This is a genomic window from Streptomyces incarnatus, from assembly GCF_001027185.1.
GTDB classification, from domain to species: domain Bacteria; phylum Actinomycetota; class Actinomycetes; order Streptomycetales; family Streptomycetaceae; genus Streptomyces; species Streptomyces puniciscabiei.
In genome coordinates, this window is sequence record NZ_CP011497.1 from 7307674 (window position 1) to 7334397 (window position 26724).

Here is a 26724-nt window from a genome sequence, read left to right on the forward strand (position 1 = left end):
TGGCGGATCGGCTCAACCGCCGCGTTCTCGCAGGTCAAACGGCATGTCGTGGGGTCAGTGTAGGTGCGGGCGCAGTCACGGGGAACCGGGTCCGGGCGTGTCCATGTTGACGCGTTGCCAACGTTGTTGACGGGCCGTCAGGGCCGGCGTCGCGGGTGTTCCGGGGACGGGGAGATGATCACTGGGTCAGCCTGCTGCTCCTGGTAGGTACACATCAACAGACCGGCGCAGCCTGGCCCGATTGCCGTCCATGACTGGCAGACATGTGACGCTTGCTTCCCCTGCGATCCTGCTGTAATCGGCGTCTCCCCCGTGAGTTCCACGCAGAGCGGGATCGCCGCCGGTGGGTCACAGCCGCACGATGACCAGCGCCGTGTCGTCCGTGGCGCCCCCGGGCGGCAGCAGTTCCAGCAGGACCGCGTCCGCGAGGCTCTCGGGGTCCTCGTCGCGATGGCGTGCGAGGGAGTCGGCGAGCCGGGCCAGACCGGTGTCGATGTCCTCACGACGGCGCTCCACCAGGCCGTCGGTGTAGAGCACGAGGGTGGCGCCGTCGCGGTAGGTCGTGCTCGCCTCGGGTCTCGGTATCGGGTCGGGGCGGGCGTCGAGCGGCGGGTCGGTGGCCCGGTCGAGGAACTCCACCCGGCCGTCGGGGTGGACGAGGACGGGCGGCGGGTGTCCCGCACTGCTGTAGGTGATCGTGCGGCGGTCGCAGTCGATGAACGTCGTCACGGCGGTGGCCGATTCGGCGCCGTCGACGACGTGCGCGTACCGGCCCAGGACGTTCAGGGCCTCGGCCGGCCCCGCGGCGACCCGGGAGGCGGCGCTCAGCGCGCTGCGCAGCTGGCCCATCACCCCGGCGGCGTCCAGACCGTGCCCGACCACGTCGCCCACGGCCACGCCGATGCGGTTGCCGCCCACCAGGTCGACGAGGTCGTACCAGTCCCCGCACACGTTCAGCGCGCCGACCGCGGGCCGGTAGCGCACGGCGGCGCGATAGTGGCCGACCTGGCGGCGCGCCGGAAGCATCGCCTTCTGCAGGGCGAGGGCCACCTCGCGCTCGCGGGCGTGGGCCTGGCGCAACCGCTCGTTCAGTTCCTGCAGTTCGCGGGCGCGCGTGTACAGCTCCGCCTCCAGGACGCGGGACCGGCTGCCGGTGGGACCGCCACGGGCCCGGATCAGCTCGGTGACCTCCTCGATCCGGTGCACCAGCAGCACCACCTTGCCGTCCGCACCGAACACCGGGGCGTTGACGGGGCTCCAGTAGCGTTCCTCCCACTCCCCGGGCCGGTCGGGGTTCTCGACGTCGTACCGCTGCAGGGCCATGGCGTCGCGCTCGCCGGTGGCCACGACCCGGGTCAGCGAGGCGGCCAGGTTGCGCATGCCCGACGCGGTGGGGTCGTTGGGGTTGTCCGGGAAGACGTCGAAGAGGTAGCGCCCCACCACCTGCTCGCGGGTGCGCCCGGCCACCCGCAGGAACTCCTCGTTGGCGTCCGCGAAGAGCAGGTCGGGTGTCAGCAGCGCCACCATGCCCGGCAGCGCCTGGAACACCCCCGCGTAGTCGATGGCCCCCTCGGTCATGGCTACCACCCATCCGCCGGAGTCAGGCCGCCTGCTCCGGCGTGGACTGCTCGGCCCAGATGATCTTCCCGCCCGGGACGAAGCGGGTGCCCCACCGCTCGGCGAACTGGGAGACGAGCAGCAGCCCGCGGCCGCCCTCGTCCGTGGTGCGCGGGTGGCGCAGATGCGGCGCGGTGGCGCTGCCGTCGGAGACCTCGCAGATCACGGCGGCCCGCTCCCTGATCAACCGGAGCCGCACGGGGCCCTCCGCATGCCGGATGGCGTTGGTGACCAGCTCGCTCACGACCAGCTCCGTGGTGAACACCAGGTCGTCCAGTCCCCACTCGCTCAGCTGCCGGGTGGCCTCCTTGCGGGCGTCGGCGACCACGGCCGGGTCGGCGGGCAGCTCCCAGTCGGCGACCCGGCCGGCGCCGAGCAGCCTGGTGCGGGCCATCAGCAGGGCCACGTCGTCGTGCGGCCGGGCCGGGACCAGCGCGTCGACCACGGCCCGGCAGCGCATGTCCAGTGTGGGGGCGCGCCGTTCCAGGGCGCGGCGCAGCCGGTCGCGGTCCGCGGCGACGGCCCCCGCACCGTCTGCGTCGTCCCTGCCGTCCGGGTGGACCAGCAGCCCGTCGGTGTGCAGGGCCAGCGTGCTGCCCTCGGCCAGGGCCAGTCCGATCGCCTCGAAGGGCGGGCCGCCCGCCCCGAGCGGCGGGCCCTGCGGCAGGTCGACGAAGCGGACGGCGCCGTCGGGCAGGACGACGGCGGGCGCGGGATGACCCGCGGCGGCCATCGTGCACTGCCCGGTGACGGGGTCGTAGATGACGTACACACACCCCGCCCCCACCGCCTGGACACCGGCGGCCTCCGGGTCCTCGAGCCGGAGGCCCTCCTCCCGGGCCATCCGCGCCACCAGGTCGTCGAGGTGCGCCAGGATCTCCTCGGGCGGCAGATCGAGCGCCGCGAGGGTGTGTACGGCGGTGCGCAGCCGCCCCATGGCCGCCGCGGCGTCGATCCCGTGCCCCGGCACCTCGCCCACGACCAGGGCCACGCGCGCCCCGGACAGCGGGATGATGTCGTACCAGTCGCCGCCCAGGCCGGTCAGCTCGTCGGCCGGCCGGTAGCAGGCGGCCACCTCCACGGCGTCCTGCTCGGGCAGCCGGCGCGGCAGCAGGCTGCGCTGCAGGACCAGGGCCGCGTCCCGCTCGCGGGTGTAGCGGCGGGCGTTGTCCACGCAGACCGCCGCCCGGGACACCAGGTCCTCGGCGAGACTCAGGTCGTCCTCGTCGAACGGTTCCTGACGGCGGCGCCGGAAGAAGGTGGTGACGCCCATCGTGATGCCCCGGGCGCGCACGGGCACGATCATCACGCTGTGCAGACCCAGCTCCAGGAAGGTCGCCGACCGGCCGCCCGGGATGCCGGTGGCCCACTCCTTGGCGAGCGGGTCGAGCCGTTCCGCGCGCCAGGACCGGCCCGTGGTCAGACTGCGGATCGGGGGCGATCCGGCGAGATAGGTGGCCACCTCGCCGATCGCGACGACGGCTTCCGGGACCCCGGGGCGCACCGACTGGTGCCCGGCCCGTCGCAGCGGCACCTGGTCCATGTCGCTCGGCGGTTCGGGCTCGGCGCCCCGCAGCACGGACTCCAGCAGGTCCACGCAGACGAAGTCGGCGAAGCCCTGCACGCCCACGTCGGCCAGTTCCTGCGCGGTCCGCACGATGTCCAGGGTGCGGCCGATCTGCTCGCCGGCCCGGTCCAGCAGGGCCAGCCGCTGCCGGGCACGGTGCCGGTCGGTGATGTCGACGACCGTGTAGTACACGCCCATCGGGTGGCCCTGGTCGTCGTCCAGGCGGGTGAACGACATCATGTGCGCCGTCTCCCGGTGCGGCGTGGACCGCACATGGCCCACATGCTCGAAGCCGACCACCGGCCGGCCGGTGGCCAGCACGCGCCGCATCTGCGTCTCGATGTCCGCGAAGTCGATGCCCGGCTGGATCTCCGAGAGCCGCCGCCCCAGCCGCTCGCGCGGGGAGCCGCCGCCGTACCGCTCCAGGGCCTCGTTCGACCACACGCACCGCAGCTCGGTGTCCACGATCGCCATGCCGACGGCGGAGTCGGTCACCATCTGCTCCAGCACCTCGCGGCTCATGTCCCAGCCGCGTGCCCCGGACACGTCGGAGACGAGAACCAGCCAGTGCGGCGCCCCGCCGGGTTCCACCGCCGGCGTGATCCGCACCATGACCCGCACCGGCCGGCCGTCCTTGCGCCGCGCGGTCAGCAGCCCCGCCCAGCCGCCGTCCCTGCGGCACCGCTCGGCCAGCTCGGGCACCCGCGCGGCGTCCTCGGCGGACAGCAGGCCGGTCACCTGGCTGCCCACCACCTCGGCGGCCGTGTACGCGAGCAGGCGCTGGGCGCCCTGCGTCCAGCTCGTCACCACGCCCTGTGCGTCGAGCAGCAGGGGCGCGGCGTCGGCCACGTCGAACCGCTGCCGGGTGACGTCCCGCTCCTCGTGAGTGCTCACGGCCGACCTCTCTGTAGCTGAGAGTGGTCTACCCCCTCTTGGCTCAATCTTCACCCTGCGGGCAGACGAACGGCCGGTGTGGGCGACCCGCGGGCCACCCACAGGCCGCCCACACCGGGGTCACGACCCCAGGACCTTCTCCAGCGCCGCCAGCGCGGAGCGCAGTTCCTCCGCCGTGATGGTCAGCGGGGGCGCGAGCCGGATCGTGGAACCGCGCGTGTCCTTCACCAGGACCCCCTCCCGCATCAGCCGCTCGCTGACCTCGCGGCCGGTGCCGATCGCCGGGTCGATGTCGACGCCCGCCCACAGGCCACGGGAACGGAAGCCGACCACGCCCCGGCCGGCCAGCTCGGTCAGCCCGTCCCGCAGGACCACGCCCAGCTCGGCGGCCCGGCGCTGGAACTCGCCGGTCTCCAGCAGCTCGACCACGGCCGTGCCGACCGCCGCGGCGAGCGGGTTGCCGCCGAACGTGGAACCGTGCTCACCCGGATGCAGCACACCCAGCACCTCGCGCCGGGCCACCACCGCCGACACCGGCACGATCCCGCCGCCCAGTGCCTTGCCGAGCAGCAGCACGTCCGGCACGACGGCCTCGTGCTCCACGGCGAAGGTGCGGCCGGTGCGGCCGAGGCCCGACTGGATCTCGTCCGCCATGAACAGACAGCCCTTGCGGCGGGTCAGCTCCCGCACCCCGGCGAGATAGCCCTCGCTCGGGATGATCACGCCCGCCTCGCCCTGGACGGGCTCGATCAGCACGGCCGCCGTGGTCTCGTCGACGGCCTCCTCCAGCGCGGCCAGGTCGTCGTACGGCACGATCTTGAAACCGGGCGTGAACGGGCCGAAGCCCGCCCGGGCCGTCTCGTCGGTGGAGAAACTGACGATGGTCGTCGTACGGCCGTGGAAGTTCTCCGCCGCGACCACGATCGTCGCCCGGTCGGCGGGGACGCCCTTCACGTCGTACGCCCACTTGCGGGCGACCTTGATGCCGCTCTCCACCGCCTCCGCGCCGGTGTTCATCGGCAGCACCATGTCCAGGCCGGTCAGCGCCGCGAGCCGCTCGGCGAAGGAGGCGAGCCGGTCGTTGTGGAAGGCGCGGGAGGTCAGCGTCAGCTGGTCGAGCTGGCGGTGCGCGGCCTCGATCAGCGCCGGGTGCCGGTGGCCGAAGTTCAGGGCCGAGTAGCCGGCGAGCATGTCGAGGTAGCGGCGGCCCTCGACGTCCTCCACCCAGGTGCCCTCGGCCCGGGCGACCACCACCGGCAGCGGGTGGTAGTTGTGCGCGAGGACCGGCTCCTCGGCGCGGATCAGGTCGTCGGACGTACGGGTGCGCGCGGGTGCGGTCATGAGCGGATCTCCTGGGTGCAGCACTTGATGCCGCCGCCTGCCTTGTGGAACTCGGACAGGTCGACGGGGACGGGGGTGTAACCGTGGCCGGTGAGACGCTCGGCGAGCGCCTCCGCCTGCGGGGCGATGAAGACGTTCCGGCCGTCGGAGACGGAGTTCAGGCCGAACGCCATCGCGTCGTCGCGGGTGGCGAGCACCGCGTCCGGGTACAGCCGGCGCAGCACCTCCCGGCTGCCGGCCGAGAACGCCTCGGGGTAGTAGCAGATGTTGTCGTCGTCGAGGACGAACAGCGCCGTGTCCAGGTGGTAGAAGTACGGGTCCACCAGGGTCAGGCCGATCACCGGATGACCGAGGAACTCCTGCGCCTCCCGGTGCGCCTCACGGGTGGTGCGGAACCCGGTGCCGGCGAGCACGTACCGGCCCGTCCACACCAGGTCGCCCTCGCCCTCGGTCACCGACTCCGGGCGGTACACGTCGTAGCCCGCCGTCTTGAACCACGTGTCGTAGTGCAGCGACTCCGGGCGCCGCTCGGGTGCGTGGAAGAGGGAGCCGAAGACGCGGCCGCCGACCACGAACGCCGCGTTGGCGGCGAAGACCATGTCGGGCAGGCCGGGGACCGGTTCGACCGACTCGACGGTGTGACCGTGGTCGCGGTAGGCGCGGATCAGCGTCTGCCACTGCTCCCGGGCGAGGTCCACGTCGACCGGCTTGTCGGGGTGCATCCAGGGATTGATCGCGTACCGGACGGCAAAGTGTCTGGGTTCGCAGACGAGAAAGCGCCGAGGACGCTGTACACGGCTATCGGACACAGAGGGTTTCCTCCGCTTTGCTGTGTGTCACTGAGGGTGCACACCACGGTAGAAAGGGAGGCGGACGGCCGACAAGAAACGAAAGCTGCGCAGATGCGCAGCATCGCTGCGTCTTTTACGGGCTGCACGCACTGGTCCTGCGCATACTTCGTCACTCGGGCGCCGCGTGGGTCGCGCCCGCCTCCGGGCTTTCCGGGAGGAGGTGGGACAGAACCATCACGCTGATCGTCTTCCGGATGAACGGCTCGACCCGGATCCGCTCCAGCACCTCCTCGAAGTGCTCCACGTCCCGCGCCCGCACGTGCAGCAACGCGTCGGCGCCGCCGGTGACCGTCATGGCCGCCGTGATCTCCGGATGGTTGCGCACCACCTCGGCGAGCCTGCGGGGCGGGGCCGCGCCCTCGCAGTAGACCTCGACGTACGCCTCGGTGCGCCAGCCGAGCGCCGAGGGCTTCACCGTCGCCGTGAACCCGGTGATCACCCCGGTCTCCCGGAGCCGGTCCACGCGCCGCTTGACCGCGGTCGCGGACAGCCCGACGCCCGCGCCGATCTCGGCGAAGCTGGTCCGGGCGTTCGCCATCAGCGCGGTGATGATCTGGCGGTCGAGGTCGTCGAACGGGGTCGTCCTGCTGCTCATGCGGGCACTGTAGTCAGCCGCGCCCGGCGGCCGGCCTCACGACTGGGTGACGACCATGGCGAGCGTCAGCAGCCCCAGCACCACCCATCCGAACCACAGCCAGCCGTTGCTGCCGAGCGCGACCGTGTAGGCGGTCACGACGACGAGCCCGCCGACCGTGAGAGCCCCCATCGCCTTGGTGGAACCGTTCGTGGAACCGGGCATCGCGACACCCTCCTCATGGTCCGTCCCGACCATGGTGCCCCGATTCCCGCCCGGACGGGACGGCTCCGCCCCGGCTCTCGCGTGCGGCTCAGCCCTCGCGTGCGTTCAGCGAGGCCAGGTAGGCGTTGTACGCCTCCAGCTCCCTGTCGCCGTCCCGGTCCGCGGCCCGGTCCTTGCGCTTGGCCTGCCGCTGCTCGGAGCGGTACCACTGGAACAGCAGCGCGATCAGCACCAGCACCGACGGGATCTCGCTGAACGCCCAGGCGATGCCGCCGGCCGCGTTCTGGTCGGACAGCGCGTCGATGCCGAGGGAGGCCGGCGGGTGCCGGAAGGTGTCGACCATCGGCGTCGACGCCATCATCAGCGCGATGCCGAAGAACGCGTGGAACGGCATGCCCGCGAACAGCTCCAGCATCCGCATCAGGTGCCCCGGCCGGTGCGGGCCCGGGTCGACACCGATGATCGGCCAGAAGAACACCACGCCGACCGCGAGGAAGTGCACCATCATCGCGACGTGCCCGGCCTTGGACCCCATCAGGGAGTCGAAGATGGGGGTGAAGTACAGCGCGTACAGGCTCGCGATGAACAGCGGGATGGTGAACGCCGGGTGCGTGATGATCCGCATGTACCGGCTGTGCAGCAGCGCCAGCAGCAGCTCGCGCGGGCCCTTGCGGCCCCGGCCGGCGGTCGGCAGCGCCCGCAGGGCCAGGGTGACCGGCGCGCCGAGCAGGATCAGGATCGGCGACAGCATGCTGATCACCATGTGCTGCACCATGTGCGCGCTGAACATCACCATGCCGTAGTCGTTCAGCCTCGTGCACATCATCAGGGCGACGGTCAGCACACCCACGACGTACGACACCGTACGGCCGGCCGGCCAGGCGTCCCCGCGCCGCCGCAGCCGTACGACACCCCAGCCGTAGAGCCCCAGCCCGAGCAGGCAGGCGACGAGGAAGAACGGATCAGCGGACCACTCCAGCCCCCGTCCCAGCGTGAACGGCGGCAGATCCATCATCATGCCGTGCCCGCTGTGGTCCATCCGGCGGCTCCTGATTCGTGGGGGTTGTGCGAGTTGTCCGCCCCCAAGAGTAGAACCGCCCCCGGCCACGGCTGTGACCGGGGGCGGGTTGTTCCCGGGTGAACTACAGGACGCACTCCGCCTCGTCGTACCGCTCCACCGGAACGGTCTTCAGCGTCTCCACGGCCTCGGCCAGGGACACCATCACGATGTCCGTCCCGCGCAGAGCCGTCATCCGGCCGAACTCACCCCGGTGCACGGCCTCCACCGCGTGCCAGCCGAAACGGGTCGCCAGTACGCGGTCGTACGCGGTCGGCGTGCCGCCCCGCTGCACATGGCCCAGGATCACCGGCCGCGCCTCCTTGCCGAGCCGCTGCTCCAGCTCGACCGACAGCTGCCGGGCGATCCCGGCGAAGCGCTCGTGGCCGTAGATGTCCTTGCCGCCCTCGTCGAAGTCCATGGTGCCGGGCTTCGGCTTGGCGCCCTCGGCCGCGACCACGATGGCGAACCGCTTGCCCGCCTCGAACCGCTCGCCGACCTTCCGCGTCAACTCGTCGATGTCGAAGGGCCGTTCCGGGACGACGATGGCGTGGGCGCCGGCCGCCATCCCGGAGTGCAGCGCGATCCAGCCGGTGTGCCGGCCCATGACCTCCACGATCAGCACGCGCTGGTGCGACTCGGCGGTGGTCTTCAGCCGGTCCAGGGCCTCCGTCGCCACGGTGACGGCCGTGTCGAAGCCGAAGGTGACGTCCGTGACGGCGATGTCGTTGTCGATGGTCTTGGGCACGCCCACGATCGGCAGCCCGTTGTCGGACAGCAGCCGGGCCGCCTTCAGCGTGCCCTCACCGCCGATCGGGATGATCGCGTCGAGGCCGAGTTCCGCGACATGGCCCTTGGCCCGCTCCACACCGTCCCGCAGATGCTCCGGGCGGACCCGGGAGGAGCCGAGGATGGTGCCGCCGCGGGCGAGGATGCCGCCCACGGCGTCGAGGTCGAGCTTGAGGTAGTCGCACTCCAGGAGGCCCTTCCAGCCGTCCCGGAAACCGATGACCTCGTCGCCGTGGTCGGCGACGGCACGGTGCACGACGGACCGGATGACGGCGTTCAGGCCGGGGCAGTCGCCGCCGGACGTGAGGACACCAATGCGCATAGCCCGAAATACCTTCTCAACGTGGGCCGGGTAGACCGGACCACGTTGTCCGGCGGATTCCCGGCCACCCTACCGGCGTCGGGGGGTGGCTCCGTAGCGGGCGTCCGCCTGCTGGACGCGCCCGCACATGTGAGCGGACGGACCGTCAGGCGGGCCCGCCGGGAGCGGTGCCGGAAGGCGCTGGGCTCTCGCTGAAACGGTGCTCAGGCAGGCTGCTGGGCGGCCGCGATGCGCTCGTTGCGGAGCGCCTCGTACCAGCGGTCGTCGGTCGGCGGCAGCGCGTTGACGTCGAGCGCCAGCTTCAGCAGCAGGTCGGCGATCTGCGGGTTGCGGGCCAGGACCGGGCCGTGCATGTACGTGCCGAACACGGTGCCGTTGTACGCGCCCTCCGTGCCGTCCCCGGTGCCGTTGCCCTTGCCGATCTGCACCCGCGCGAACGGGCGGGCGGTCGGGCCGAGGTGGGTGACGCCCTGGTGGTTCTCGAAGCCGGTCAGCTGGGGCAGCCCGAGCTGCGGGTCGATGTCGGCGAGCACGTCACCGACGCACCGCTCGCCCTCGCCGCGCACCGAGACCACGTCGAGCAGGCCGAGGCCCGGCTCGCGCTGGCCGAGGTCGTTGATGAACTCGTGGCCGAGGATCTGGTAGCCGGCGCAGACGGAGAACACGATCGCGCCGTTCTGCACGGCCCGCTGCAGATGCCCGTCGCGGCGCAGCCGCTCGGCCGCGAGCCGCTGCGGACGGTCCTCGCCGCCGCCGATCAGGTAGATGTCGCCGGAGGTCGGGATCGGCTGGTCGCTGCGCACGTCGAGCCGGGCCACGTCCAGGCCGCGCTGCCGGGCCCGGCGCTCCACGACGAGGGCGTTGCCCTGGTCGCCGTAGGTGCTCAGCAGGTCCGGGTAGATCCACACCAGCCGCAGTTGGTTGTCGCTCATTGAGGTGATCGCCCTTCGAGGATCAGAAGATCAGTTGCCGACGCGGCGGCGCAGGTCCTGGAACGCGGTGTAGTTCGCGATGACCTCGATCCGGCCCGGCGGGCACATCTGCACGGCCTGGTCGAGGTTCTCGCAGACCTGGAAGTGCTGGTTCGCGACCTCCAGACGGACGGCGAGGTCCAGCTTCCGGTCACCGATCACGAAGATCGGGTGGCCGGTCAGCCGGGTGTAGTCGACGTCCCACAGCCAGGAGGTGTCGGTGCCGTCGGCGCCGCGGGCGTTCACGGACAGGATCACCGGGGTGGGCGGCGGGTCGATCAGGGAGAAGGTCTCCAGCCAGCCGGCCGGGTTCTTGGCCAGCAGCAGCCGCAGATCGCGGTTCTGGAACTGTACGACGTCGTACCGGCCGGCCACGGCCTGCACCTGGTACATCCGCTCCAGGGCGACCTGCGGCGGCACCCCGAAGACGGCGGCGACGGCCGCGGAGGAGGCGGCGTTCGCCTTGTTGGCGCGGCCCGGCAGCTGCAGGTGAATGGGCCAGGCGGACCCGTGCGGATCCAGCACGTGGTCCCCGGACAGCGCCCAGGTCGGCGTGGGACGGCGGAACCCGCACTCCCCGCAGAACCAGTCGTCCCCCGGGCGCTGCATCACGCCACCGCAGGACGGGCAGGACCAGGCGTCGTCCTTCCACATCTGCCCGGCCGCGACCCAGATCACATTGGGCGAGGAGGACGCGGCCCACACCACCAGCGGGTCGTCGCAGTTGGCGACGACCACGGCCTTGGAGCCGGCGAGGCCCTCGCGCCAGTTCTCGGCGAGCATCCGGGTCTCGGCGGCACGGTCGAGCTGGTCGCGGGAGAGGTTGAGCAGGGCGATGCACTTCGGGGCGGTGTCCCGGGCCACACCGGCCAGGTACTTCTCGTCGACCTCGATGACACCGAACTTCGCGTCCGAGCCGCCCGCGAGCGCGGAGGTGATGCCGGCCGGCATGTTGGCGCCCAGCGCGTTCGACACGACCGGGCCCGCGGCGCGCAGCGCCTCGGCGATCAGCCGGGTGGTCGTCGTCTTGCCGTTGGTGGCGGAGACCAGGACGACGTCCAGGTTCTGCGCGAGCCGTCCGAGCAGGTCGGGGTCGAGTCTCAGCGCGACCCGGCCACCGATCACCGACCCGCTGCCGCGCCCGGCGGCGCGCGATGCCGCAGCGACCGCCTTGCCCGCGGTCACGGCCAGCTTGGCCCGCGGCGTGAGCGGGTCCGAGTTGCCTGCCATCAGTTCTCGATCCTCCTTGCGTACGCGCCGCGCCTGGGGCCATCCGGCAGCGTGGTGTGACCTCAGCCTATCGAGATCCGTATCCACACCCGAATCCCGGCCCACGTCGTGAGCGGCGGGCATGGGCGATACGAACCGTACCCTTGCCGCCATGCGACACGGTTCCATTCCGGGCGCCCACGGGCGCGTCCGGCCCCTCACCCTGCTCGGCGACGCGGATCTGCGCGAACAATGCCGGGAAGTCACCGAATTCGGCCCCGGGCTGGCGGCCCTCGTGGAGGACCTGTTCGCCACGATGTACGCGGCGCAGGGCGTCGGCCTGGCGGCGAATCAGGTGGGGGTGCCGCTGCGGGTGTTCGTGTACGACTGCCCGGACGACGACGATGTCCGGCATCTCGGACATGTGGTGAACCCGCGGCTGGTGGAGGCCGACGGGGTGGTCGTCCGGGGACCCGAGGGCTGCCTGTCCCTGCCGGGGCTGGAGGCGGGGACCGAGCGGTACGACCATGCGGTGGTCGAGGGCTTCACGGTGACCGGGGAGCCGCTGACCGTGCACGGCACGGGCTTCTTCGCGAGGTGTCTGCAGCACGAGTGCGACCACCTGGCGGGCCGGGTGTACGCGGACCACCTGACGGGCTGGCGCAAGCGGAGACTGGCGAGGCAGATCAAGCGAGCTTCATGGCGCCGGGGGACTGGCCCCACGTGAAAGGGGCGCGGGGCTGTGTCGATGTGCGGCTCCGCCGCGTGGGCGCGATCAGCCCCCACGCACCCGCAGACGGGGATCGATCGCTAGAACCCCGGCCCCCCCATTTTGTCCCCTGCCGCCGCGAGACGACCCCACAACAGATCCGCAAGGGACCTCACCAACTCACCCCGGGAACAAGGACGTTCCCCGAGCCACCAGTCTCCCGCCGCATGCATCATGCCGACGATCCCGTGCCCCCACACCCGGGCCAGTTGCTGACTCCCCGGCCCCAGATCCACCCGCTCCTCGATGACCTGGGCCAGCTCCTCGCCCATCCGCCGAAGCAGCGGAGCGGAGTGCTTGCCGACGTCGAAGCCCTGATCGCCGCCCGCGTTCCCCTCCGCCGGATGCATCAGGAACCGGTACACCTGAGGCCGCGCCTCGATCGCGGCGAGATACGTGTCCAGCGTCGACTCGACCCGCTCGCGCCGGTCGGCCGGAGCGTCCAGCGCCGCCCGCAGGGAATCGAGCAGCGCGTCCGTGTGCCGCTTGGCCAGGGCGGCGTACAGGCCACCCTTGTCGCCGAAGTGGCGGTAGAGGATCGGCTTCGTGATGCCGGCCTCCGCGGCGATCGCGTTCATCGACGCCTGCGGGCCGTCGCGCAGCACCACCCGGTCGGCGGCTTCCAGCAGCTCGCGCCGCCGGCGGTCGGCGGACCGCTGCTGATCGGTCCGCTGTGTGGTGTCCATGTGCTCTCCCCACCCGTGCTGTTTCGGTGACGCCTGCGCAAACTAGCACTGACCGCGCCCCTGACATCGAACGGGATGCCGAGACGTCATCGCCGGTTGACTTTTCCTACCCGCCGGTAACAGACTCGTGTTACCGCTAGTAACATCGCACCGCCGCCGCTGGAGGGGACATGGCCGAGTTCACCATGGAGCTGAACGACGAACAGAAGGAAGTCCGGGACTGGCTCCATGGCTTCGCCGCCGACGTGATCCGCCCCGCGGCCGCCGAGTGGGACGAGCGCGAGGAGACGCCCTGGCCGGTCATCCAGGAGGCCGCGAAGGTCGGCATCTACTCCCTCGACTTCTACGCGCAGCAGTACTTCGACCCCACCGGCCTCGGCATCCCGATGGCCATGGAGGAGCTGTTCTGGGGCGACGCGGGCATCGCCCTGTCCATTGTGGGCACCGGGCTCGCCGCCGTGGGCGTTCTCGCCAACGGAACCGAGGAACAGATCGGCACCTGGATCCCGCAGATGTACGGAGACGTCAACGACGTCAAGGTGGCCGCCTTCTGCTCCTCCGAGCCCGACGCCGGCTCCGACGTCGCCTCCCTGCGCACGCGTGCCGTGTACGACGAGGCCAAGGACGAGTGGGTGATCAACGGCACGAAGACCTGGGCGACCAACGGCGGCATCGCCAACGTCCACGTCGTCGTGGCCAGCGTCGACCCGGAGCTGGGCTCCAAGGGCCACGCATCCTTCATCGTCCCGCCGGGCACGCCGGGCCTGGCCCAGGGGCAGAAGTTCAAGAAGCACGGCATCCGCGCCTCGCACACCGCCGAGGTCGTCCTCGACCACGTCCGCGTGCCCGGCTCCTGCCTGCTCGGCGGCAAGGAGAAGCTCGACGAGCGGCTGGCCCGGGCCCGGGAGAAGGCCGCGAAGGGCGGCGAGCGCGTCAAGAACGCGGCGATGGCGACCTTCGAGGCCTCCCGTCCGGCGGTCGGCGCCATGGCGGTCGGCACCGCCCGGGCCGCGTACGAGGTCGCCCTCGACTACGCGAAGACCCGGGAGCAGTTCGGCCGGCCGATCATCGACAACCAGGGCGTGGCCTTCCAGCTGGCGGACATGCGGACGCAGATCGACGCCGCCCGCCTGCTGGTCTGGCGTGCCTCCTGGATGGCGGTCAACGGCAAGCCGTTCACCGCCGCCGAGGGGTCGATGTCCAAGCTGTTCGCGAGTGAGACCGCGAAGAAGGTCACCGCCCAGGCCATCCAGATCCTGGGCGGCAACGGGTACACCCGTGAATACCCCGTCGAGCGCATGCACCGGGACAGCGCGATCTACACGATCTTCGAGGGCACGAGTGAGATCCAGCGGCTGGTGATCGCCCGCACTCTGTCGGGCATGCCCATCCGCTAACGGTGCCTGAGCGGCGTCAGCTGCTCGATGTCGTACTTGGCCCGCAAGGCCTCGATCGCCTCCTGGTCCGGCGGGCCCCCGTTCCCCAGGATCTCCAGCAACTCCTCGAAATAGCGCTCGTGATCCGGCGGGGGAGAGGCCTGGAAGAACATCTTGGCCGGGGTGTCCGTCGGATTGGCGAAGGCATGCGGGCACCCCGGTGGTACGACGATGACCGTGCCCGGCGTCGCCCGCACCACCCGTCTGCCCGAACTCGACTCCCACGTGCGCCAGTTGTCGGGGGTGCGGATGCGCGGCTCGAAGGCGAGGACGTCCAGTTCGCCCTCCAGGACGTAGAACAACTCCTCGCTGCGCGTGTGCACATGCGCGCCCACGTCGAAACCCGGGGGGACCTCCACCTCGAAGGTGGAGGCCATCCGCGAGTGCGTGCCGGTGACCTTGAACGTCACCCGCTGGGCCGGTGTCTCCACGACACGGCCGTGGCCCGGCGGCACGTACAGCGCCTCGATCCCGGTCATCGGCGGGTCACCACGTCACCGGCAGGGCCTCGGGCCCCCGGATCAGCGCGCCCTTCTTGAAGGGCACCTTCTCCGGCGGAACCGCCAGCCTCAGCCCCGGAATCCGGTCCAGGAGAGCGTCCACCATGAGTTCCTCCTCCAGCCGGGCCAGCATGTTGCCGGGGCAGAAGTGCGGGCCGAAGCCGAACGAGACGTGCGGGTTCGGGCTGCGGGAGAAGTCGATGGTCTCCGGGTCGGGGAAGACCTCCGGGTCGCGGTTGGCGGCCAGGTAGGAGTTGTACACCGCGTCGCCCGCGCGGATCCGCACACCCCGGATCTCCACGTCCTCCAGGGCGATCCGGGACAGCCCGACCGCGTTGCGGTGCGGGATCCAGCGCAGCAGCTCGTCGATCGCCCGGGGACGGATCTCCGGCTCTGCGCGCAGCCGCTCCACCAGGTCGGGGCGGGTCAGCAGCAGATAGAACATCTGCCCGCTGTTGTTGGTGACCGCCTCGCCGCCGATCTGCAGCAGACCGGCGAGACCGACGGCCTCCTCGAGCGTCACCTCGCCCCGGCCCACCGCGGCGCCGAGCAGCGAGGTGACGTCCTCGCCCGTGCTGTTCTCGCGCAGCCCGATCAGGTCGGAGAAGTAGGCGGCCATCTCCCGCTTGGCCTTCTCGCTGATCTCCTTGCCGTTGGAGGAGGACAGGATGAGCTGGGTCCAGGTGTGCATGGTGTGCCGGTCGGCGGCCGGGACACCCATCAGCTCGCAGATCACCGCGATCGGGAACGGGCTGAGCACCGTCGCCGTGAGATCGGCGGGCGGGCCGTCCTGGAGGAGTTCGTCGACCAGTTCCTCCAGCATGGCGCGCGCCTTCTCCCGTACCCGCTCCACGCCCTTCGCGGTGAACGCGGCCGCCACCGAGCGGCGCAGCCGGGTGTGGTCGGGCGGGTCGAGGAAGCCGACCGCGCCCGGGTCGGGGATGAAGTGCGGGGCCAGCCGGGTGACCGGCTTCTTCATGACCTCCTCGCGGCTGAAGCGGGGGTCGTTGGTCACCATGCGCACGTCGTCCATCCGGGTCACCAGCCAGGCCCAGCCCTCCCCGTTGGGCAGCTGGATGCGGGTGACCGGGCCTTCGCGCATGAGCTCTCTCAGCACCGGGTCGAAGTCCGTCCCGGTCAGGTCGAGCGCCGGCCAGTGCCGGATAGGGGGCAGGGTCTCGGTGAGCGTCTCTTCGGTCATGCCGTACTCGAACCGTCTCTCGGTCGTCAGCTGCGCCAGCGGCCCAGCGCCATTTCCGCGGTGATGCCGGGTCCGAACCCGGCGAGGAGCCCGCGCGCCCGGTTCTGCGCGCCGCCCTCGTCGAACATCCGGCGCAACGCGTCCAGCACGACGCCGGAGGCGATGTTGCCGTACTCGGTGAGGGTGGCCCGGCTGAACCGGAAGGCGTGCGGGTCGACCTGGAGGAACTTGCTCAGGTCGTCGAGGATGCGCGGCCCGCCCGCGTGGACGATGTAGAAGTCCAGGTCGGACGCGTCCCAGCCGTGCATGCCCGCGAGGTCCTGCAGCGCCGGGGCCAGCGGCTCCATGGTGGCCGGCACCCGCTTGTCGAGCAGGAAGTGGAAGCCGGTCGCCCGGACGTCGTACATGATCCACTCTTCGGTCTTCGGGATCAGGTACGAGCCGTTGCGTTCCAGCTCGACGCCGGTGCCGCCCTTGCCGCGGACCACGGCGGCGGCTATGCCGTCACCGAACAGGCCGTTGGAGAGCAGCGAGCCCACGCCCAGGTCGGTGGGCTGGTAGCACAGCGAGCAGAACTCGCAGGCGACTATCAGCGCGTTGGCGTCGGGGTAGGCCGTGCAGAAGTCGTGCGCGCGGTTGATCGCCGCGCCGCCGGCCGCACAGCCCAGCTGGGCTATGGGGAGCTGTCGGGTGGTCGGGTCGAAGTCCATCTCGTTGATCAGCCACGCCGTGAGCGAGGGCATCATGAAGCCCGTGCACGAGACGTAGACGATCACGTCGATGTCGGTGGTGAGCAGTTCCGCGTCGTCGAGGGCCCGCTGGATCACCGCGGGAACCCGGGCCTTGGCCTCGGCCTCGTAGAGCTTGTTGCGCTCCTCGAAGCCGGGGTGCTTCAGGGTCTCCTCGATGGGCTGCACTATGTGCCGCGTCCTGACGCCCGTGTTCTCGATCAGCCGCAGTGCGAGCGGCAGTTGGGGGTGGTCCGCGTGGCGGGAGCGCGCCAGCTCCAGCGTCTCCTCCATCGTGATCACGTGTTCCGGAACCGACACCGAGGGTCTGCACAAAGTCGCCATGAACCGTGCCTGCTTTCAGCCTTCCGGAAGGCCTGCGCCCGCCGGTCAGAGGGTCGTTCACCTCAGGGGGTGGTTCACCCACGATCACTCGGCACGGCGACGTTCTCGCGCCGAACTACTCCAGACCGGGGACACCGCGTACGGATCCGGGTAGGAAACCGCAGGTCCGCAGGAGGGAGAACACCATGACGACATCGGCCGAGAAGCTGCTGGAGACGACCACCCGGGAACTCGCCCCCGACCCGGCCGCCAACCCGTTCGTCCCGCTGGTGGAACGCGGCGAGGCACCCCGGGAGAACCTGGCCCGCCTGGCCCTGGAGCAGCAGTGGGTGATCCCCGCGGACCGCCGCTCCTTCGACCACCTGGCCCAGCGTGCCGACCCCGCCTCGGCGGCCTTCTTCACCACCCTCGCGACCGGCGAGGAACTGGCGGCGCGGCACCTGACGGCCTTCGCCCGGGCCTGCGGCGTGACGGAGGACCGCTCCCGCACCCACGTCCCCCTGGCCGGCTGCCAGGCCTACCCCGCCTACGTCTCCTGGCTGGCCCTCAACGCCGCCCCGGCGGACGTGGTCCTGGCCCTCACCGCGAACTTCTCCGCGTGGGGCGGCTACTGCGGCCGCATCGCGGCAGGCCTGCGGGCGCACTACGGTTTCACGGACGAGTCCTGCGCGTTCTTCGACTTCTTCGCCGCACCGGCGCCGCTCCTCGACGAGCAGGCGACGGCGGCAGTCCGGGCGGGCCTGGACACGGGCTCCCTGAGCCCGGACAGGGCACACGCCTACGGGGGCCTTCTTCAGGCGTACGAGGCGATGTTCTGGACGTCGCTGGGTTAGGGCGCCGTTAGGGCGCCCCACTGCTGTGCGCGATGCACGCCACATCGATACGATCGGCCAGCTTGGCCAGCTCGATGGTCAACGCGGCGACCGTGTCCTCGTCCAACCCCTGCTCCCCGGCCTCGACAAGCCGCAGCCACCGCCCGCCCACGGTCCTCAGCAGCTTACTCACGTCGGCCGCGGCCACCTGCAAGGTACCGCGGTCGTCGACGATCAGAGGCAGGGTCACTTCGCGGTTCACAAAAGGGGATGGTAGCCGCGCAGCGCTCACGCACCCTGCCAAACCGTGGTGATGTTGCAGAACTCGCGGATTCCGTGCCCGGACAGCTCACGCCCGTACCCGGACCGCTTGACGCCGCCGAACGGGAAGGCCGGATGGGAGGCGGTCATGCCGTTCACGTACACCGATCCGGCCTCCAGGTCGCGGGCGAACCGCTCGATCTCGCTCTCCTCCCGTGTCCACACGTTCGAACTGAGCCCGAACAGCGAGTCGTTGGCGATCAGGATCGCCTCGTCCAGGTCACCGGCCCGGTACAGCGTGGCCACCGGCCCGAACGCCTCCTCCCGGTGGATGCGCATCTCCCGGGTGATCCCGGCCAGCACGGTCGGCGGGTAGAACCAGCCCGGCCCGTCCGGGCGCTGCCCGCCGCACAGCACCTCGGCCCCGCCGCGCCTGGCGTCGTCGACCAGCTCCTCCAGGTCGGCACGGCCCCGCTCGCTGGCGAGCGGCCCGATGTCGGTGTCCTCCTCCAACGGGTCGCCGACCTTGAGCGCCCGCATACCGGCGACGAACCTCTCGGCGAAGGCGTCGTAGACGTCGGAGTGCACGATGAACCGCTTCGCGGCGATGCAGGACTGCCCGTTGTTCTGCACGCGCGCGGTGACCGCCACCTCGGCCGCCCGGTCCAGGTCGGCGGAGGGCATCACGACGTAGGGGTCGCTGCCGCCCAGCTCCAGCACCGTCTTCTTGATCATCTCACCGGCTGTGGAGGCGACCGCCCGGCCCGCCGGCTCGCTGCCGGTCAGGGTGGCCGCCTTGACCCGCTCGTCGCGCAGGATGTCGTCCACCGCGCCCGAGCCGATCAGCAGCGTCTGGAAGCAGCCCTCGGTGAAGCCCGCCCGGTGGAACAGGTCCTCCAGGTACAGGGCCGTCTGGGGGACGTTCGAGGCGTGCTTGAGCAGGCCCACGTTGCCCGCCATCAGCGCGGGCACGGCGAACCGGATCACCTGCCAGAGCGGGAAGTTCCACGGCATCACCGCGAGGACGGGGCCCAGCGGCCGGTACCGCACCCGGACCCGGGACGCGCCGGAGTCCCGCACGTCCGGCTCGGCGGGCTCCTCGTCCGCCAGCAGCCCCTCGGCGCGTTCGGCGTACCAGCGCATCGCCTTGGCGCACTTCGCGGCCTCCGCGCGGGCCTGCTTGATCGGCTTGCCCATCTCGGTGGTCATCACCCTGGCGACCTCCTGCCGGTCCTCGTCCAGCAGATCGGCGGCCCTCAGCAGCAGCCGGCCGCGGTCGACGAACGACATCATCCGGTAGGTGCGGAACGTGGCCTCGGCGAGCTGGAGCCGGCGTTCCAGCTCTTCCTCGCCCATGGGCTCGTACGTCTTGAGCGTCTCGCCGTTCGCCGGGTTCACCGTCGCGATGGGCATGGCTGACCTCCCTGGGAGCGGGCTTGCTTAGACCTTCGCGCGCGGTACGGCCGCCCGCAACGCGTGGCGTCCCTTCAGGCCGAGTGCTCCTGAAGCCGGTCGAGAAACGCGGTCTGCGCCGTGATGATCACCGCCCGGGCCCGCTCCAGGCCGAGCCACTCCACGCGGTCCAGCTCCGGGAACTCCCGCACCCGGCCGGACCGCGGCGGCCACTCCATGGTGAAGGTGCCGGGGCTGAAGCCGCTCAGGTCCGGGTCCGCCTCGACGGCCCAGGCCGTGACGACCTTGCCGTTCCGCTGCGCCACCTCGCCCAGCGGTACGGCCTCCCCCTCGGGCGGCGCCAGCCCCAGTTCCTCCTGGAACTCGCGCCGGGCGGCCTCCCAGGCGGGCTCTTCGGGGTCGTACTCGCCCTTGGGGACGGTCCACGCCCCGGCGTCCTTCTTCGCCCAGAGCGGACCACCCATATGGCCCAGCAGTACCTGAAGTCCCTCATCGGTGTGCCGGAACAACAGCAGTCCCGCACTGCGCCTGGTCGCACGCACCGTCACGGCCTGACCTCCGGATGGGCCGCCAGCAGATCCTCCACGGTATCGGCCTCCTCGGGGCGTTTGTCCTCCCGGTAGCGGACCACGCGGGCGAAGCGGAGGGTGACCCCGGCCGGGTAGCGGGAGGAGCGCTGCAGGCCGTCGTAGGCGATCTCCACGACGAGTTCGGGGCGGACCCGGACCACCCAGCCGTCGTCCGCGACGGCGAGCTCCCGCAGCCGCTCGGTCTGCCAGGCGAGCATCGCGTCGGTCATGCCCTTGAAGGTCTTGCCGAGCATGGCGAAGCCGCCGTCCGGGGTGCGGGCGCCGAGGTGGAGGTTGGAGAGCTTGCCGGTGCGGCGGCCGTGCCCCCACTCGGCGGCCAGCACCACCAGGTCGAGGGTGTGCACGGGCTTGACCTTCAGCCAGGCTGCGCCGCGCCGGCCCGCGCTGTACGGCGCGTCCAGCGCCTTCACCACCACGCCCTCGTGACCACGGGCCAGGGCCTCGGCGAGGAACCGTTCCGCCTCCGGAATGCCGCCGGGCCCGTCGGCCACCGTACGGCGCACCCGCATCGGCTCGGGCACCAGCCGGGCCAGCCGCGCGTGCCGCTCGGCGAAGGGCAGGTCGAGCAGGTCGGTGCCGTCGACCGACAGGACGTCGAAGAAGACGGGGGAGACCGGGGTCTCCTCGGCGGCCTTCGCCACGTCGGTCCGCGAGCCCACCCGGCCCGCCGTCTCCTGGAAGGACCGGGGCCGCCCGGCCGCGTCGAAGGAGATCACCTCGCCGTCCAGGATGAACCGCTCGCCCGGCAACCGCCTTGCCGCCGCGGTCACTTCGGGCAGCCGGCCGGTGATGTCGTCCAGGGTGCGGGTGTGCACCCGGACCGTGTCGCCGTCCCGGTGGACCTGCACCCGGATGCCGTCCAGCTTCTCCTCCACCGCGCAGGCGCCCAGCTTCTCCACCGCCTCCGCCACCGAGGACGCGCTGTGCGCCAGCATCGGCAGCACGGGCCGGCCGACCGTGAGCCGGAACCGGTCCAGCGCCTCGGGGCCGTCGCCCAGCAGGGCCTGGGCGACCGTCTGCAGCGACCCCGCGAGCATCACCGCCCGGCGTACGGCGGCGGGGTCGGCGCCCGTCGCCCCGGCGAGCCCCTCCACCGCGACCGCGTCCAGCGCGCCCTGCCGTACCTCGCCGGTGAGCAGGCCGAGCAGGAATCGCTGCTCCTCCTCGGTGGCCGCGCCCATCAGCTCGCCGACGAGCCGGACCCGCTCGGCCTGCGAGCCCGGCCCGGACACCTTGCCCAGGTCGGTGAGCAGGGCGTCGACCGCCTGGACCGTGAGCGTGGGCGCACCGGCCGGCGGCACCGGCCGGCTCAGCACCTTCCAGCCGACGCCCAGCCGGCCCTGCGGCAGCCGCCCGGCCAGGTAGGGGATGACGATCGGCACGTCGTCCGCCTCCGCCTCCCGGAACAGCTCCGCGAGCAGCGCCGTCTTACGGGACCGGGCCGCCGTCGCGGCGACCTCCCGGGACACCTGGGCGAGCCGGGTCAGCAGCATGTCCTCAAGGGTGCACCAACGCTCCGCCGGGTGCGCGGGTGGCTACGCGTCTGCCGGGTGCGGTGCGTTGCCGGGTGCGGCGCAGGGGTGGCTGGTCGCGCCCGCGCGGCGGTAGCCGCATATCAGATGCAGCCCCGCGCCCCTTCGGGGCGTTGCCGGCCAGGTTGACAAACGTGTTTGCCGAATCTGCAATACCGGCATGAGTACCGACGACGTTCTCGCCGAGGTGGGCCCCCGGCTGCGCCGCATCCGGAAGGACCGGGAGGTGACCCTGGCGGCGCTGTCCGAGGCCACCGGCATCTCCGTCAGCACGCTCTCCCGGCTGGAGTCCGGCCTGCGCAGGCCCAGCCTGGAACTGCTGCTGCCGATCGCCCAGGCCCACCAGGTACCGCTGGACGAACTGGTCGGCGCGCCACCGGTCGGGGATCCGCGGGTGCGGGCGGAGCCGATCGTGCGGGGTGGCCGCACCCACTGGCCGCTGACCCGCCGGCCCGGCGGCCTGCAGGCCTTCAAGGTGCTGGAACCGCAGCGAAGGCAGGAGCCGGATCCGCGCACCCATGAGGGGTACGAGTGGCTGTATGTGCTGTCGGGGCGCCTGCGTCTCGTCCTCGGCGAGCACGACGTGGTGCTGTCGGCGGGGGAGGCCGCCGAGTTCGACACGCGTGTGCCGCACTGGTTCGGGTCGACGGGCGAGGGGCCGGTGGAGTTCCTCAGCCTCTTCGGGCCGCAGGGGGAGCGGATGCATGTACGGGCGCGCTCGCGGCGGAAGTGACACGGCCGACAGTTCCCTGATGGGCAAGCGACCGCTTAGTATGTGGTCGGACCCGGTCAGACGAAGCAGTCCCGTGGAGGCCCCGCATGCAGGCATGGCAAGTGCACGAGAACGGCGAGCCGAGCGAGGTGATGCGCCTGGCGGAGGTGGAGCCGCCCACGCCCGGTGACGGCCAGGTGCGCCTGCGGGTGCGCGCCGCGAACATCAACTTCCCGGACGCGCTGCTGTGCCGGGGCCAGTACCAGGTGCGCCCGCCGCTGCCGTTCACGCCCGGCGTGGAGATCTGCGGCGAGACCGAGGACGGCCGCCGGGTGATCGCCAACCCCGCGCTGCCGTACGGCGGTTTCGCCGAGTACGCCCTCGCCGACGCCCGCGCCCTGCTGCCCGCGCCCGAGGCGCTGGACGACGCCGAGGCCGCCGCGCTGCACATCGGCTACCAGACCGGCTGGTTCGGCCTGCACCGCCGGGCGCACCTGGAGGCGGGCGAGACCCTGCTCGTGCACGCCGCCGCCGGAGGCGTGGGCAGCGCCGCCGTCCAGCTCGGCAAGGCGGCCGGCGCCACCGTGATCGGTGTCGTCGGCGGCGCGGACAAGGCCGCCGTGGCCCGCGAGCTGGGCTGCGACGTGGTGGTCGACCGCCGCTCCGAGGACGTGGTCGCGGCCGTGAAGGAGGCCACCGGCGGCCGGGGCGCGGACGTGATCTACGACCCCGTCGGCGGCGAGGCCTACACCCAGTCCGCCAAGCTCGTCGCCTTCGAGGGCCGGATCGTCGTGGTCGGCTTCGCCAGCGGCACCATCCCCAGCCCGGCCCTCAACCACGCGCTGGTGAAGAACTACTCGATCCTCGGCCTGCACTGGGGCCTGTACAACACCAAGAACCCCAAGCTGGTCCAGCGCTGCCACGAGGAGCTGACCGGACTGGCCGCCCGGGGCGCGATCAAGCCGCTGGTCAGCGAGCGGGTGCCGCTGGGCGAGGCCGCCGCGGCGGTGCAGAAGGTGGCGGACGGCCTCTCCACCGGCCGGATCGCCGTGGTGATGGAGGGAGCAGCATGACCGACGCCGACGAACTGCGCCGCCGCACACGGGAGTTGCTGGCCGCGCATCCACCCGCGAGCACCGACCGCCTGGACTTCCTGCGGGCCCGCTTCGACGCCGGCCTCGCCTGGGTGCACTACCCCGAGGGCCTCGGCGGACTGGGCGCGCCCCGCCACCTCCAGGCCGTCGTGGACGCCGAGCTGGAGGCCGCGGGCGCACCCGACAACGACGCGCGCCGCAACGGCATCGGGCTCGGCATGGCCGCGCCGACCATCCTGAAGTACGGCACGGACGAGCAGAAGCAGCGCTATCTGCGGCCGCTGTGGACGGGGGAGGAGGTCTGGTGCCAGCTGTTCAGCGAGCCCGGCGCAGGCTCCGACCTCGCCGCCCTCGGCACCCGGGCCGTGCGCGAAGGCGACACCTGGGTCGTCAACGGGCAGAAGGTGTGGACGTCCGGCGCGCACAACGCCCGCTGGGCCATCCTCATCGCCCGCACCGACCCGAGCGTGCCCAAGCACGCCGGCATCACCTACTTCCTCTGCGACATGACCGACCCCGGTGTCGACGTCCGGCCGCTGCGCCAGATCACCGGCGAGGCCGAGTTCAACGAGGTCTTCCTCACCGACGTCCGCATCCCCGACTCCTGCCGCCTCGGCGAGGTCGGCGACGGCTGGCGGGTCGCCCAGACCACGCTCAACAACGAGCGCGTGGCCATCGGCGGCATGCGGCTGCCCCGCGAGGGCGGCATGATCGGCCCGGTGTCGAAGACCTGGCGCGAACGCCCCGAGCTGCGCACCCACGATCTGCACCAGCGGCTGCTGAAGCTGTGGGTCGAGGCCGAGGTCTCCCGCCTCACCGCCGAGCGCCTGCGCCAGCAGCTCGTCGCCGGCCAGCCCGGCCCCGAGGGCGCCGGCATGAAGCTCGCCTTCGCCCGCCTCAACCAGGAGATCAGCGGCCTGGAGGTCGAACTCCGCGGCGAGGAGGGCCTGCTGTACGACGACTGGACCCTGCGCCGCCCCGAGCTGGTCGACTTCACCGGCCGCGACGCCGGCTACCGCTATCTGCGCTCCAAGGGCAACAGCATCGAGGGCGGGACCACCGAGGTCCTGCTGAACATCGTCGCCGAGCGGGTCCTCGGCCTGCCCGCCGAACCGCGCACCGACAAGGACGTCGCATGGAAGGACCTGGCCCGATGACACAAGCGGCGGACCTGCTGTACTCCGAGGAGGAAGAGGCGCTGCGCGCCGCCGTCCGCGACCTCCTCACGGACCACTGCGCGCCGGCGGACACCATCGCCCGCGTCGAGTCGGACACCCCGCACGACCTCGCCCTGTGGAAGTCCCTCACCGAGGGCATGGGCCTCGCCGGGCTCCTGGTGCCCGAGGAGCAGGGCGGCCAGGGCGCCTCCGCCCGCGAGGTCGCCGTCGTGCTGGAGGAGCTGGGGCGGGCGGTCGCTCCGGTGCCGTACCTCAGCAGCGCGGTCGTGGCCACCGAGGCCCTGCTGGCCTGCGGTGACGAGGAGCTGCTGGGACAGCTGGCCTCCGGGCGCGCCATCGGCGCCCTCGCGGTCGGCCTGCACTCGGCTCCGGGCGCCTCCTACAAGGCCGTACGCCTGGACAACGGCGTCCTGCACGGCGAGCTGACCGGCATCGCCGACGCGGCCGTGGCGGACGTCCTGCTCGTCCCGGCCGAGGACGGCGGCCTGTACGCGGTGGCCGCGGGCGCCGCGACGGTCATCCCGCAGAGCTCCCTCGACCTGACCCGGCCACTGGCGACGGTACGGCTGGAGGGCGCGCCCGGCCGCCGCGTCGGCGACGCCGAACCCGCCGTACGACGCGCCCTGCGCGCCGCGGCCGGACTGCTGGCCTCGGAGCAACTCGGTGTCGCCGACTGGGCGTTGACCGAGACGGTCCGCTATCTGAAGGAGCGCAAGCAGTTCAACCGGCCGGTCGGCGGATTCCAGGCGCTCAAGCACCGGCTGGCGCAGCTCTGGCTGGAGGTCGTGAACCTGCGCGCCGCCGCCCGGGCCGCCGCCGACGCGCTGGCCTCCGGCGAGGACACGGACGTGTCGGTCGCCGTCGCGCAGGCCTACGCGGCACCGGTGGCCGTCCATGCCGCCGAGGAGGCCCTGCAGCTGCACGGCGGCATCGGGATGACCTGGGAACACCCGATCCACCTGTATCTGAAGCGGGCCAAGGCGGACTCGATCGCCTACGGCACGGCGGGCGAGCATCGCTCGGCGCTGGCCGGGCTGGTGGATCTCCAGGGGCCCTGACCACCGGCGCCCGCAGGTGAACACAGGGCGAACTCCCCTTCAGGCGGGGGACGTTGGCCGTAGACCGTACGCATACTCCCTTGAGGTCCCCTCCGGCACCTCAAGGGAGTATGCGCATGGCCCCCACCACCCGTCGCAGAGCCCTCACCACCCTCGGCGCCGCCTGCGTGGGCACGCTCGCCCTGCCCACGGGCCGCGCCCTGGCCGGCGGACGGCCGCGCGGCCCGCACCCGCTGTGGAACGCGCACGCCCACAACGACTACGAGCACCCCCGGCCGCTGTTCGACGCCCTCGACCACCGCTTCAACAGCGTCGAGGCCGACATCTTCCTCGTCGGCGACCAGCTCCTCATCGGCCACGACAGCTCCGAGCTGGACCCCTCCCGCACCCTCGAGTCCCTCTACCTCGACCCGCTCGCCGCCCGGGTCCGGGAGAACCACGGTGCCGTGTACCGGGGCCGGCGCCGGCCGCTGCAGCTCCTGATCGACATCAAGACCGAGGGCTCCTCGACGTACCTCGTACTCGACCGCCGTCTGCGCCGCCACCCGCACCTGTTCACCCGGTACGCGCGCGGCCGCGTCCACCCCGGACCGGTCACCGCCGTCGTCTCCGGCGACCGGGCCGCCCGCATCCCCATGCAGGCGCAGGAGGAGCGGCGCGCCTTCTACGACGGCCGGCTCACCGATCTCGGCGGGCCCGCCCCGGCCGCCCTCATCTCGCTGATCAGCGACAACTGGACGCAGAACTTCACCTGGGCGGGCGACGGCACGTTCCCCGACGCCGAGCGGCAGAAACTGCGGAGCATCACCGCCGCGGCGCACGCCCGCGGTCAGCAGGTGCGGTTCTGGGCCACCCCGGACGCCGCGGGCCCCGCCCGCGACGCCCTGTGGACGGAACTGCTCGGCGCCGGTGTCGACTATCTGAACACCGACGACCTGGCCGGCCTGGAGACCTTCCTGGACGCCCGCCCCACCGCGTGACACCACACGTTT

General features: G+C 71.9%; 26 protein-coding genes. 8 read left to right on the forward strand and 18 right to left on the reverse strand.

The features are described 5' to 3' along the window. Positions 1-348: 348 nt before the first annotated feature. From ABB07_RS33170 to ABB07_RS33215, 10 genes are all read right to left on the reverse strand, one after another. The gene (locus tag ABB07_RS33170; protein WP_208902171.1) at positions 349-1578 is read right to left on the reverse strand and encodes a PP2C family protein-serine/threonine phosphatase; all 1230 of its coding nucleotides are present in this window, start codon (positions 1576-1578) and stop codon (positions 349-351) included. A gap of 22 nt (positions 1579-1600) precedes the next feature. Beyond that, entirely contained in the window at positions 1601-4078 is a 2478-nt protein-coding gene (locus ABB07_RS33175) for a SpoIIE family protein phosphatase (RefSeq protein ID WP_208902172.1), read from the reverse strand. 120 nt (positions 4079-4198) lie between these two features. Further along, positions 4199-5419, reverse strand: coding sequence for an ornithine--oxo-acid transaminase (rocD, locus tag ABB07_RS33180; RefSeq protein ID WP_208902173.1), 1221 nt, complete (start codon positions 5417-5419; stop codon positions 4199-4201). After that, positions 5416-6228, reverse strand: coding sequence for a dimethylargininase (ddaH, locus tag ABB07_RS33185; protein ID WP_208902174.1), 813 nt, complete (start codon positions 6226-6228; stop codon positions 5416-5418). The genes rocD and ddaH overlap by 4 nt, the downstream gene beginning before the upstream one ends. A gap of 151 nt (positions 6229-6379) precedes the next feature. Then, positions 6380-6865, reverse strand: a complete 486-nt coding sequence (locus ABB07_RS33190; protein WP_208902175.1) for an Lrp/AsnC family transcriptional regulator — start codon at positions 6863-6865, stop codon at positions 6380-6382. A gap of 36 nt (positions 6866-6901) precedes the next feature. Beyond that, on the reverse strand, positions 6902-7069 hold the full coding sequence (locus ABB07_RS33195; RefSeq protein ID WP_107093214.1) for a hypothetical protein: 168 nt from the start codon (positions 7067-7069) through the stop codon (positions 6902-6904). An 88-nt stretch (positions 7070-7157) separates the two neighbouring features. Beyond that, complete coding sequence (locus ABB07_RS33200; RefSeq protein ID WP_208902176.1) at positions 7158-8108, reverse strand: cytochrome c oxidase assembly protein; 951 nt, start codon at positions 8106-8108, stop codon at positions 7158-7160. A 103-nt stretch (positions 8109-8211) separates the two neighbouring features. After that, positions 8212-9237 (reverse strand): 6-phosphofructokinase, encoded by a 1026-nt coding sequence (locus tag ABB07_RS33205; RefSeq protein ID WP_055708558.1) that lies wholly within the window; start codon positions 9235-9237, stop codon positions 8212-8214. A gap of 203 nt (positions 9238-9440) precedes the next feature. Next, positions 9441-10169, reverse strand: coding sequence for a type 1 glutamine amidotransferase (locus ABB07_RS33210; protein WP_208902177.1), 729 nt, complete (start codon positions 10167-10169; stop codon positions 9441-9443). 30 nt (positions 10170-10199) lie between these two features. After that, positions 10200-11438, reverse strand: a complete 1239-nt coding sequence (locus tag ABB07_RS33215; protein ID WP_208902178.1) for a MurT ligase domain-containing protein — start codon at positions 11436-11438, stop codon at positions 10200-10202. Positions 11439-11589: 151 nt separating this feature from the next. Between ABB07_RS33215 and def the strand changes: the two genes are divergently transcribed. Continuing rightward, positions 11590-12144: a peptide deformylase gene (gene def / locus ABB07_RS33220; RefSeq protein ID WP_208902179.1), complete on the forward strand. Its 555-nt coding sequence runs from the start codon at positions 11590-11592 to the stop codon at positions 12142-12144. Positions 12145-12227: 83 nt separating this feature from the next. On the opposite strand, the gene ABB07_RS33225 is transcribed toward def, so the two are convergent. Beyond that, positions 12228-12872, reverse strand: coding sequence for a TetR/AcrR family transcriptional regulator (locus tag ABB07_RS33225; RefSeq protein WP_055708562.1), 645 nt, complete (start codon positions 12870-12872; stop codon positions 12228-12230). Between the two features lie 170 nt (positions 12873-13042). Between ABB07_RS33225 and ABB07_RS33230 the strand changes: the two genes are divergently transcribed. Beyond that, positions 13043-14269, forward strand: coding sequence for an acyl-CoA dehydrogenase family protein (locus ABB07_RS33230; RefSeq protein WP_208902180.1), 1227 nt, complete (start codon positions 13043-13045; stop codon positions 14267-14269). On the opposite strand, the gene ABB07_RS33235 is transcribed toward ABB07_RS33230, so the two are convergent. The 3 genes from ABB07_RS33235 to ABB07_RS33245 are packed head-to-tail and all read right to left on the reverse strand — an operon-like array spanning position 14266 to position 17082. Further along, the gene (locus ABB07_RS33235; RefSeq protein ID WP_208902181.1) at positions 14266-14787 is read right to left on the reverse strand and encodes a cupin domain-containing protein; all 522 of its coding nucleotides are present in this window, start codon (positions 14785-14787) and stop codon (positions 14266-14268) included. The genes ABB07_RS33230 and ABB07_RS33235 overlap by 4 nt on opposite strands. Before the next feature lie 7 nt (positions 14788-14794). After that, positions 14795-16009, reverse strand: coding sequence for a cytochrome P450 (locus ABB07_RS33240; RefSeq protein WP_208902182.1), 1215 nt, complete (start codon positions 16007-16009; stop codon positions 14795-14797). Positions 16010-16035: 26 nt separating this feature from the next. Further along, positions 16036-17082: a type III polyketide synthase gene (locus ABB07_RS33245; protein ID WP_055708566.1), complete on the reverse strand. Its 1047-nt coding sequence runs from the start codon at positions 17080-17082 to the stop codon at positions 16036-16038. Between the two features lie 185 nt (positions 17083-17267). Between ABB07_RS33245 and ABB07_RS33250 the strand changes: the two genes are divergently transcribed. Then, on the forward strand, positions 17268-17915 hold the full coding sequence (locus tag ABB07_RS33250; RefSeq protein ID WP_208902183.1) for a heme oxygenase-like domain-containing protein: 648 nt from the start codon (positions 17268-17270) through the stop codon (positions 17913-17915). A 7-nt stretch (positions 17916-17922) separates the two neighbouring features. On the opposite strand, the gene ABB07_RS33255 is transcribed toward ABB07_RS33250, so the two are convergent. The 4 genes from ABB07_RS33255 to ABB07_RS33270 form a co-directional block, all read right to left on the reverse strand. After that, positions 17923-18156: a DUF6213 family protein gene (locus ABB07_RS33255; protein ID WP_079048970.1), complete on the reverse strand. Its 234-nt coding sequence runs from the start codon at positions 18154-18156 to the stop codon at positions 17923-17925. 26 nt (positions 18157-18182) lie between these two features. Continuing rightward, on the reverse strand, positions 18183-19568 hold the full coding sequence (locus tag ABB07_RS33260; RefSeq protein WP_208902184.1) for an NADP-dependent succinic semialdehyde dehydrogenase: 1386 nt from the start codon (positions 19566-19568) through the stop codon (positions 18183-18185). Between the two features lie 74 nt (positions 19569-19642). Further along, positions 19643-20116 (reverse strand): NUDIX hydrolase, encoded by a 474-nt coding sequence (locus ABB07_RS33265; RefSeq protein WP_208902185.1) that lies wholly within the window; start codon positions 20114-20116, stop codon positions 19643-19645. Then, positions 20113-21651, reverse strand: a complete 1539-nt coding sequence (locus tag ABB07_RS33270; RefSeq protein ID WP_208902186.1) for an ATP-dependent DNA ligase — start codon at positions 21649-21651, stop codon at positions 20113-20115. The genes ABB07_RS33265 and ABB07_RS33270 overlap by 4 nt, the downstream gene beginning before the upstream one ends. A gap of 199 nt (positions 21652-21850) precedes the next feature. Here ABB07_RS33270 and ABB07_RS33275 point away from each other — a divergent pair, with 199 nt between their 5' ends. The 5 genes from ABB07_RS33275 (at position 21851) to ABB07_RS33295 (ending at position 26712) form a co-directional block, all read left to right on the forward strand. Then, entirely contained in the window at positions 21851-22423 is a 573-nt protein-coding gene (locus ABB07_RS33275; protein ID WP_208902187.1) for a helix-turn-helix domain-containing protein, read from the forward strand. Between the two features lie 86 nt (positions 22424-22509). Next, a complete protein-coding gene (locus ABB07_RS33280) occupies positions 22510-23475 on the forward strand; it encodes an NADPH:quinone oxidoreductase family protein (protein ID WP_208902188.1) in 966 nt (321 codons plus the stop codon). After that, positions 23472-24653, forward strand: coding sequence for an acyl-CoA dehydrogenase family protein (locus ABB07_RS33285; protein WP_208902189.1), 1182 nt, complete (start codon positions 23472-23474; stop codon positions 24651-24653). Before ABB07_RS33280 ends, ABB07_RS33285 begins: the two co-directional genes overlap by 4 nt. Beyond that, positions 24650-25732 carry an acyl-CoA dehydrogenase family protein gene (locus ABB07_RS33290; RefSeq protein ID WP_208902190.1) on the forward strand — a complete coding sequence of 361 codons (1083 nt, stop codon included), beginning with the start codon at positions 24650-24652 and terminating at the stop codon, positions 25730-25732. Before ABB07_RS33285 ends, ABB07_RS33290 begins: the two co-directional genes overlap by 4 nt. A gap of 116 nt (positions 25733-25848) precedes the next feature. After that, positions 25849-26712 (forward strand): phosphatidylinositol-specific phospholipase C/glycerophosphodiester phosphodiesterase family protein, encoded by an 864-nt coding sequence (locus ABB07_RS33295; RefSeq protein WP_208902191.1) that lies wholly within the window; start codon positions 25849-25851, stop codon positions 26710-26712. The last annotated feature ends 12 nt before the right edge of the window (positions 26713-26724 follow it).

Bases quoted from the DNA above. Each gene is read 5' to 3' on its own strand.
- ABB07_RS33200 (WP_208902176.1), bottom strand. From the start codon at position 8,108: ATGGACCACAGCGGGCACGGCATGATGATGGATCTGCCGCCGTTCACG.
- ABB07_RS33260 (WP_208902184.1), bottom strand. From the start codon at position 19,568: ATGCCCATCGCGACGGTGAACCCGGCGAACGGCGAGACGCTCAAGACG.
- ABB07_RS33225 (WP_055708562.1), bottom strand. From the start codon at position 12,872: ATGGACACCACACAGCGGACCGATCAGCAGCGGTCCGCCGACCGCCGG.
- ABB07_RS33280 (WP_208902188.1), top strand. From the start codon at position 22,510: ATGCAGGCATGGCAAGTGCACGAGAACGGCGAGCCGAGCGAGGTGATG.
- ABB07_RS33205 (WP_055708558.1), bottom strand. From the start codon at position 9,237: ATGCGCATTGGTGTCCTCACGTCCGGCGGCGACTGCCCCGGCCTGAAC.
- ABB07_RS33235 (WP_208902181.1), bottom strand. From the start codon at position 14,787: ATGACCGGGATCGAGGCGCTGTACGTGCCGCCGGGCCACGGCCGTGTC.
- ABB07_RS33210 (WP_208902177.1), bottom strand. From the start codon at position 10,169: ATGAGCGACAACCAACTGCGGCTGGTGTGGATCTACCCGGACCTGCTG.
- rocD (WP_208902173.1), bottom strand. From the start codon at position 5,419: ATGACCGCACCCGCGCGCACCCGTACGTCCGACGACCTGATCCGCGCC.
- ABB07_RS33290 (WP_208902190.1), top strand. From the start codon at position 24,650: ATGACACAAGCGGCGGACCTGCTGTACTCCGAGGAGGAAGAGGCGCTG.
- ABB07_RS33170 (WP_208902171.1), bottom strand. From the start codon at position 1,578: ATGACCGAGGGGGCCATCGACTACGCGGGGGTGTTCCAGGCGCTGCCG.
- ABB07_RS33230 (WP_208902180.1), top strand. From the start codon at position 13,043: ATGGCCGAGTTCACCATGGAGCTGAACGACGAACAGAAGGAAGTCCGG.
- def (WP_208902179.1), top strand. From the start codon at position 11,590: ATGCGACACGGTTCCATTCCGGGCGCCCACGGGCGCGTCCGGCCCCTC.
- ABB07_RS33190 (WP_208902175.1), bottom strand. From the start codon at position 6,865: ATGAGCAGCAGGACGACCCCGTTCGACGACCTCGACCGCCAGATCATC.
- ABB07_RS33215 (WP_208902178.1), bottom strand. From the start codon at position 11,438: ATGGCAGGCAACTCGGACCCGCTCACGCCGCGGGCCAAGCTGGCCGTG.
- ABB07_RS33270 (WP_208902186.1), bottom strand. From the start codon at position 21,651: ATGCTGCTGACCCGGCTCGCCCAGGTGTCCCGGGAGGTCGCCGCGACG.
- ABB07_RS33275 (WP_208902187.1), top strand. From the start codon at position 21,851: ATGAGTACCGACGACGTTCTCGCCGAGGTGGGCCCCCGGCTGCGCCGC.
- ABB07_RS33285 (WP_208902189.1), top strand. From the start codon at position 23,472: ATGACCGACGCCGACGAACTGCGCCGCCGCACACGGGAGTTGCTGGCC.
- ABB07_RS33245 (WP_055708566.1), bottom strand. From the start codon at position 17,082: ATGGCGACTTTGTGCAGACCCTCGGTGTCGGTTCCGGAACACGTGATC.
- ABB07_RS33195 (WP_107093214.1), bottom strand. From the start codon at position 7,069: ATGCCCGGTTCCACGAACGGTTCCACCAAGGCGATGGGGGCTCTCACG.
- ABB07_RS33240 (WP_208902182.1), bottom strand. From the start codon at position 16,009: ATGACCGAAGAGACGCTCACCGAGACCCTGCCCCCTATCCGGCACTGG.
- ABB07_RS33295 (WP_208902191.1), top strand. From the start codon at position 25,849: ATGGCCCCCACCACCCGTCGCAGAGCCCTCACCACCCTCGGCGCCGCC.
- ABB07_RS33250 (WP_208902183.1), top strand. From the start codon at position 17,268: ATGACGACATCGGCCGAGAAGCTGCTGGAGACGACCACCCGGGAACTC.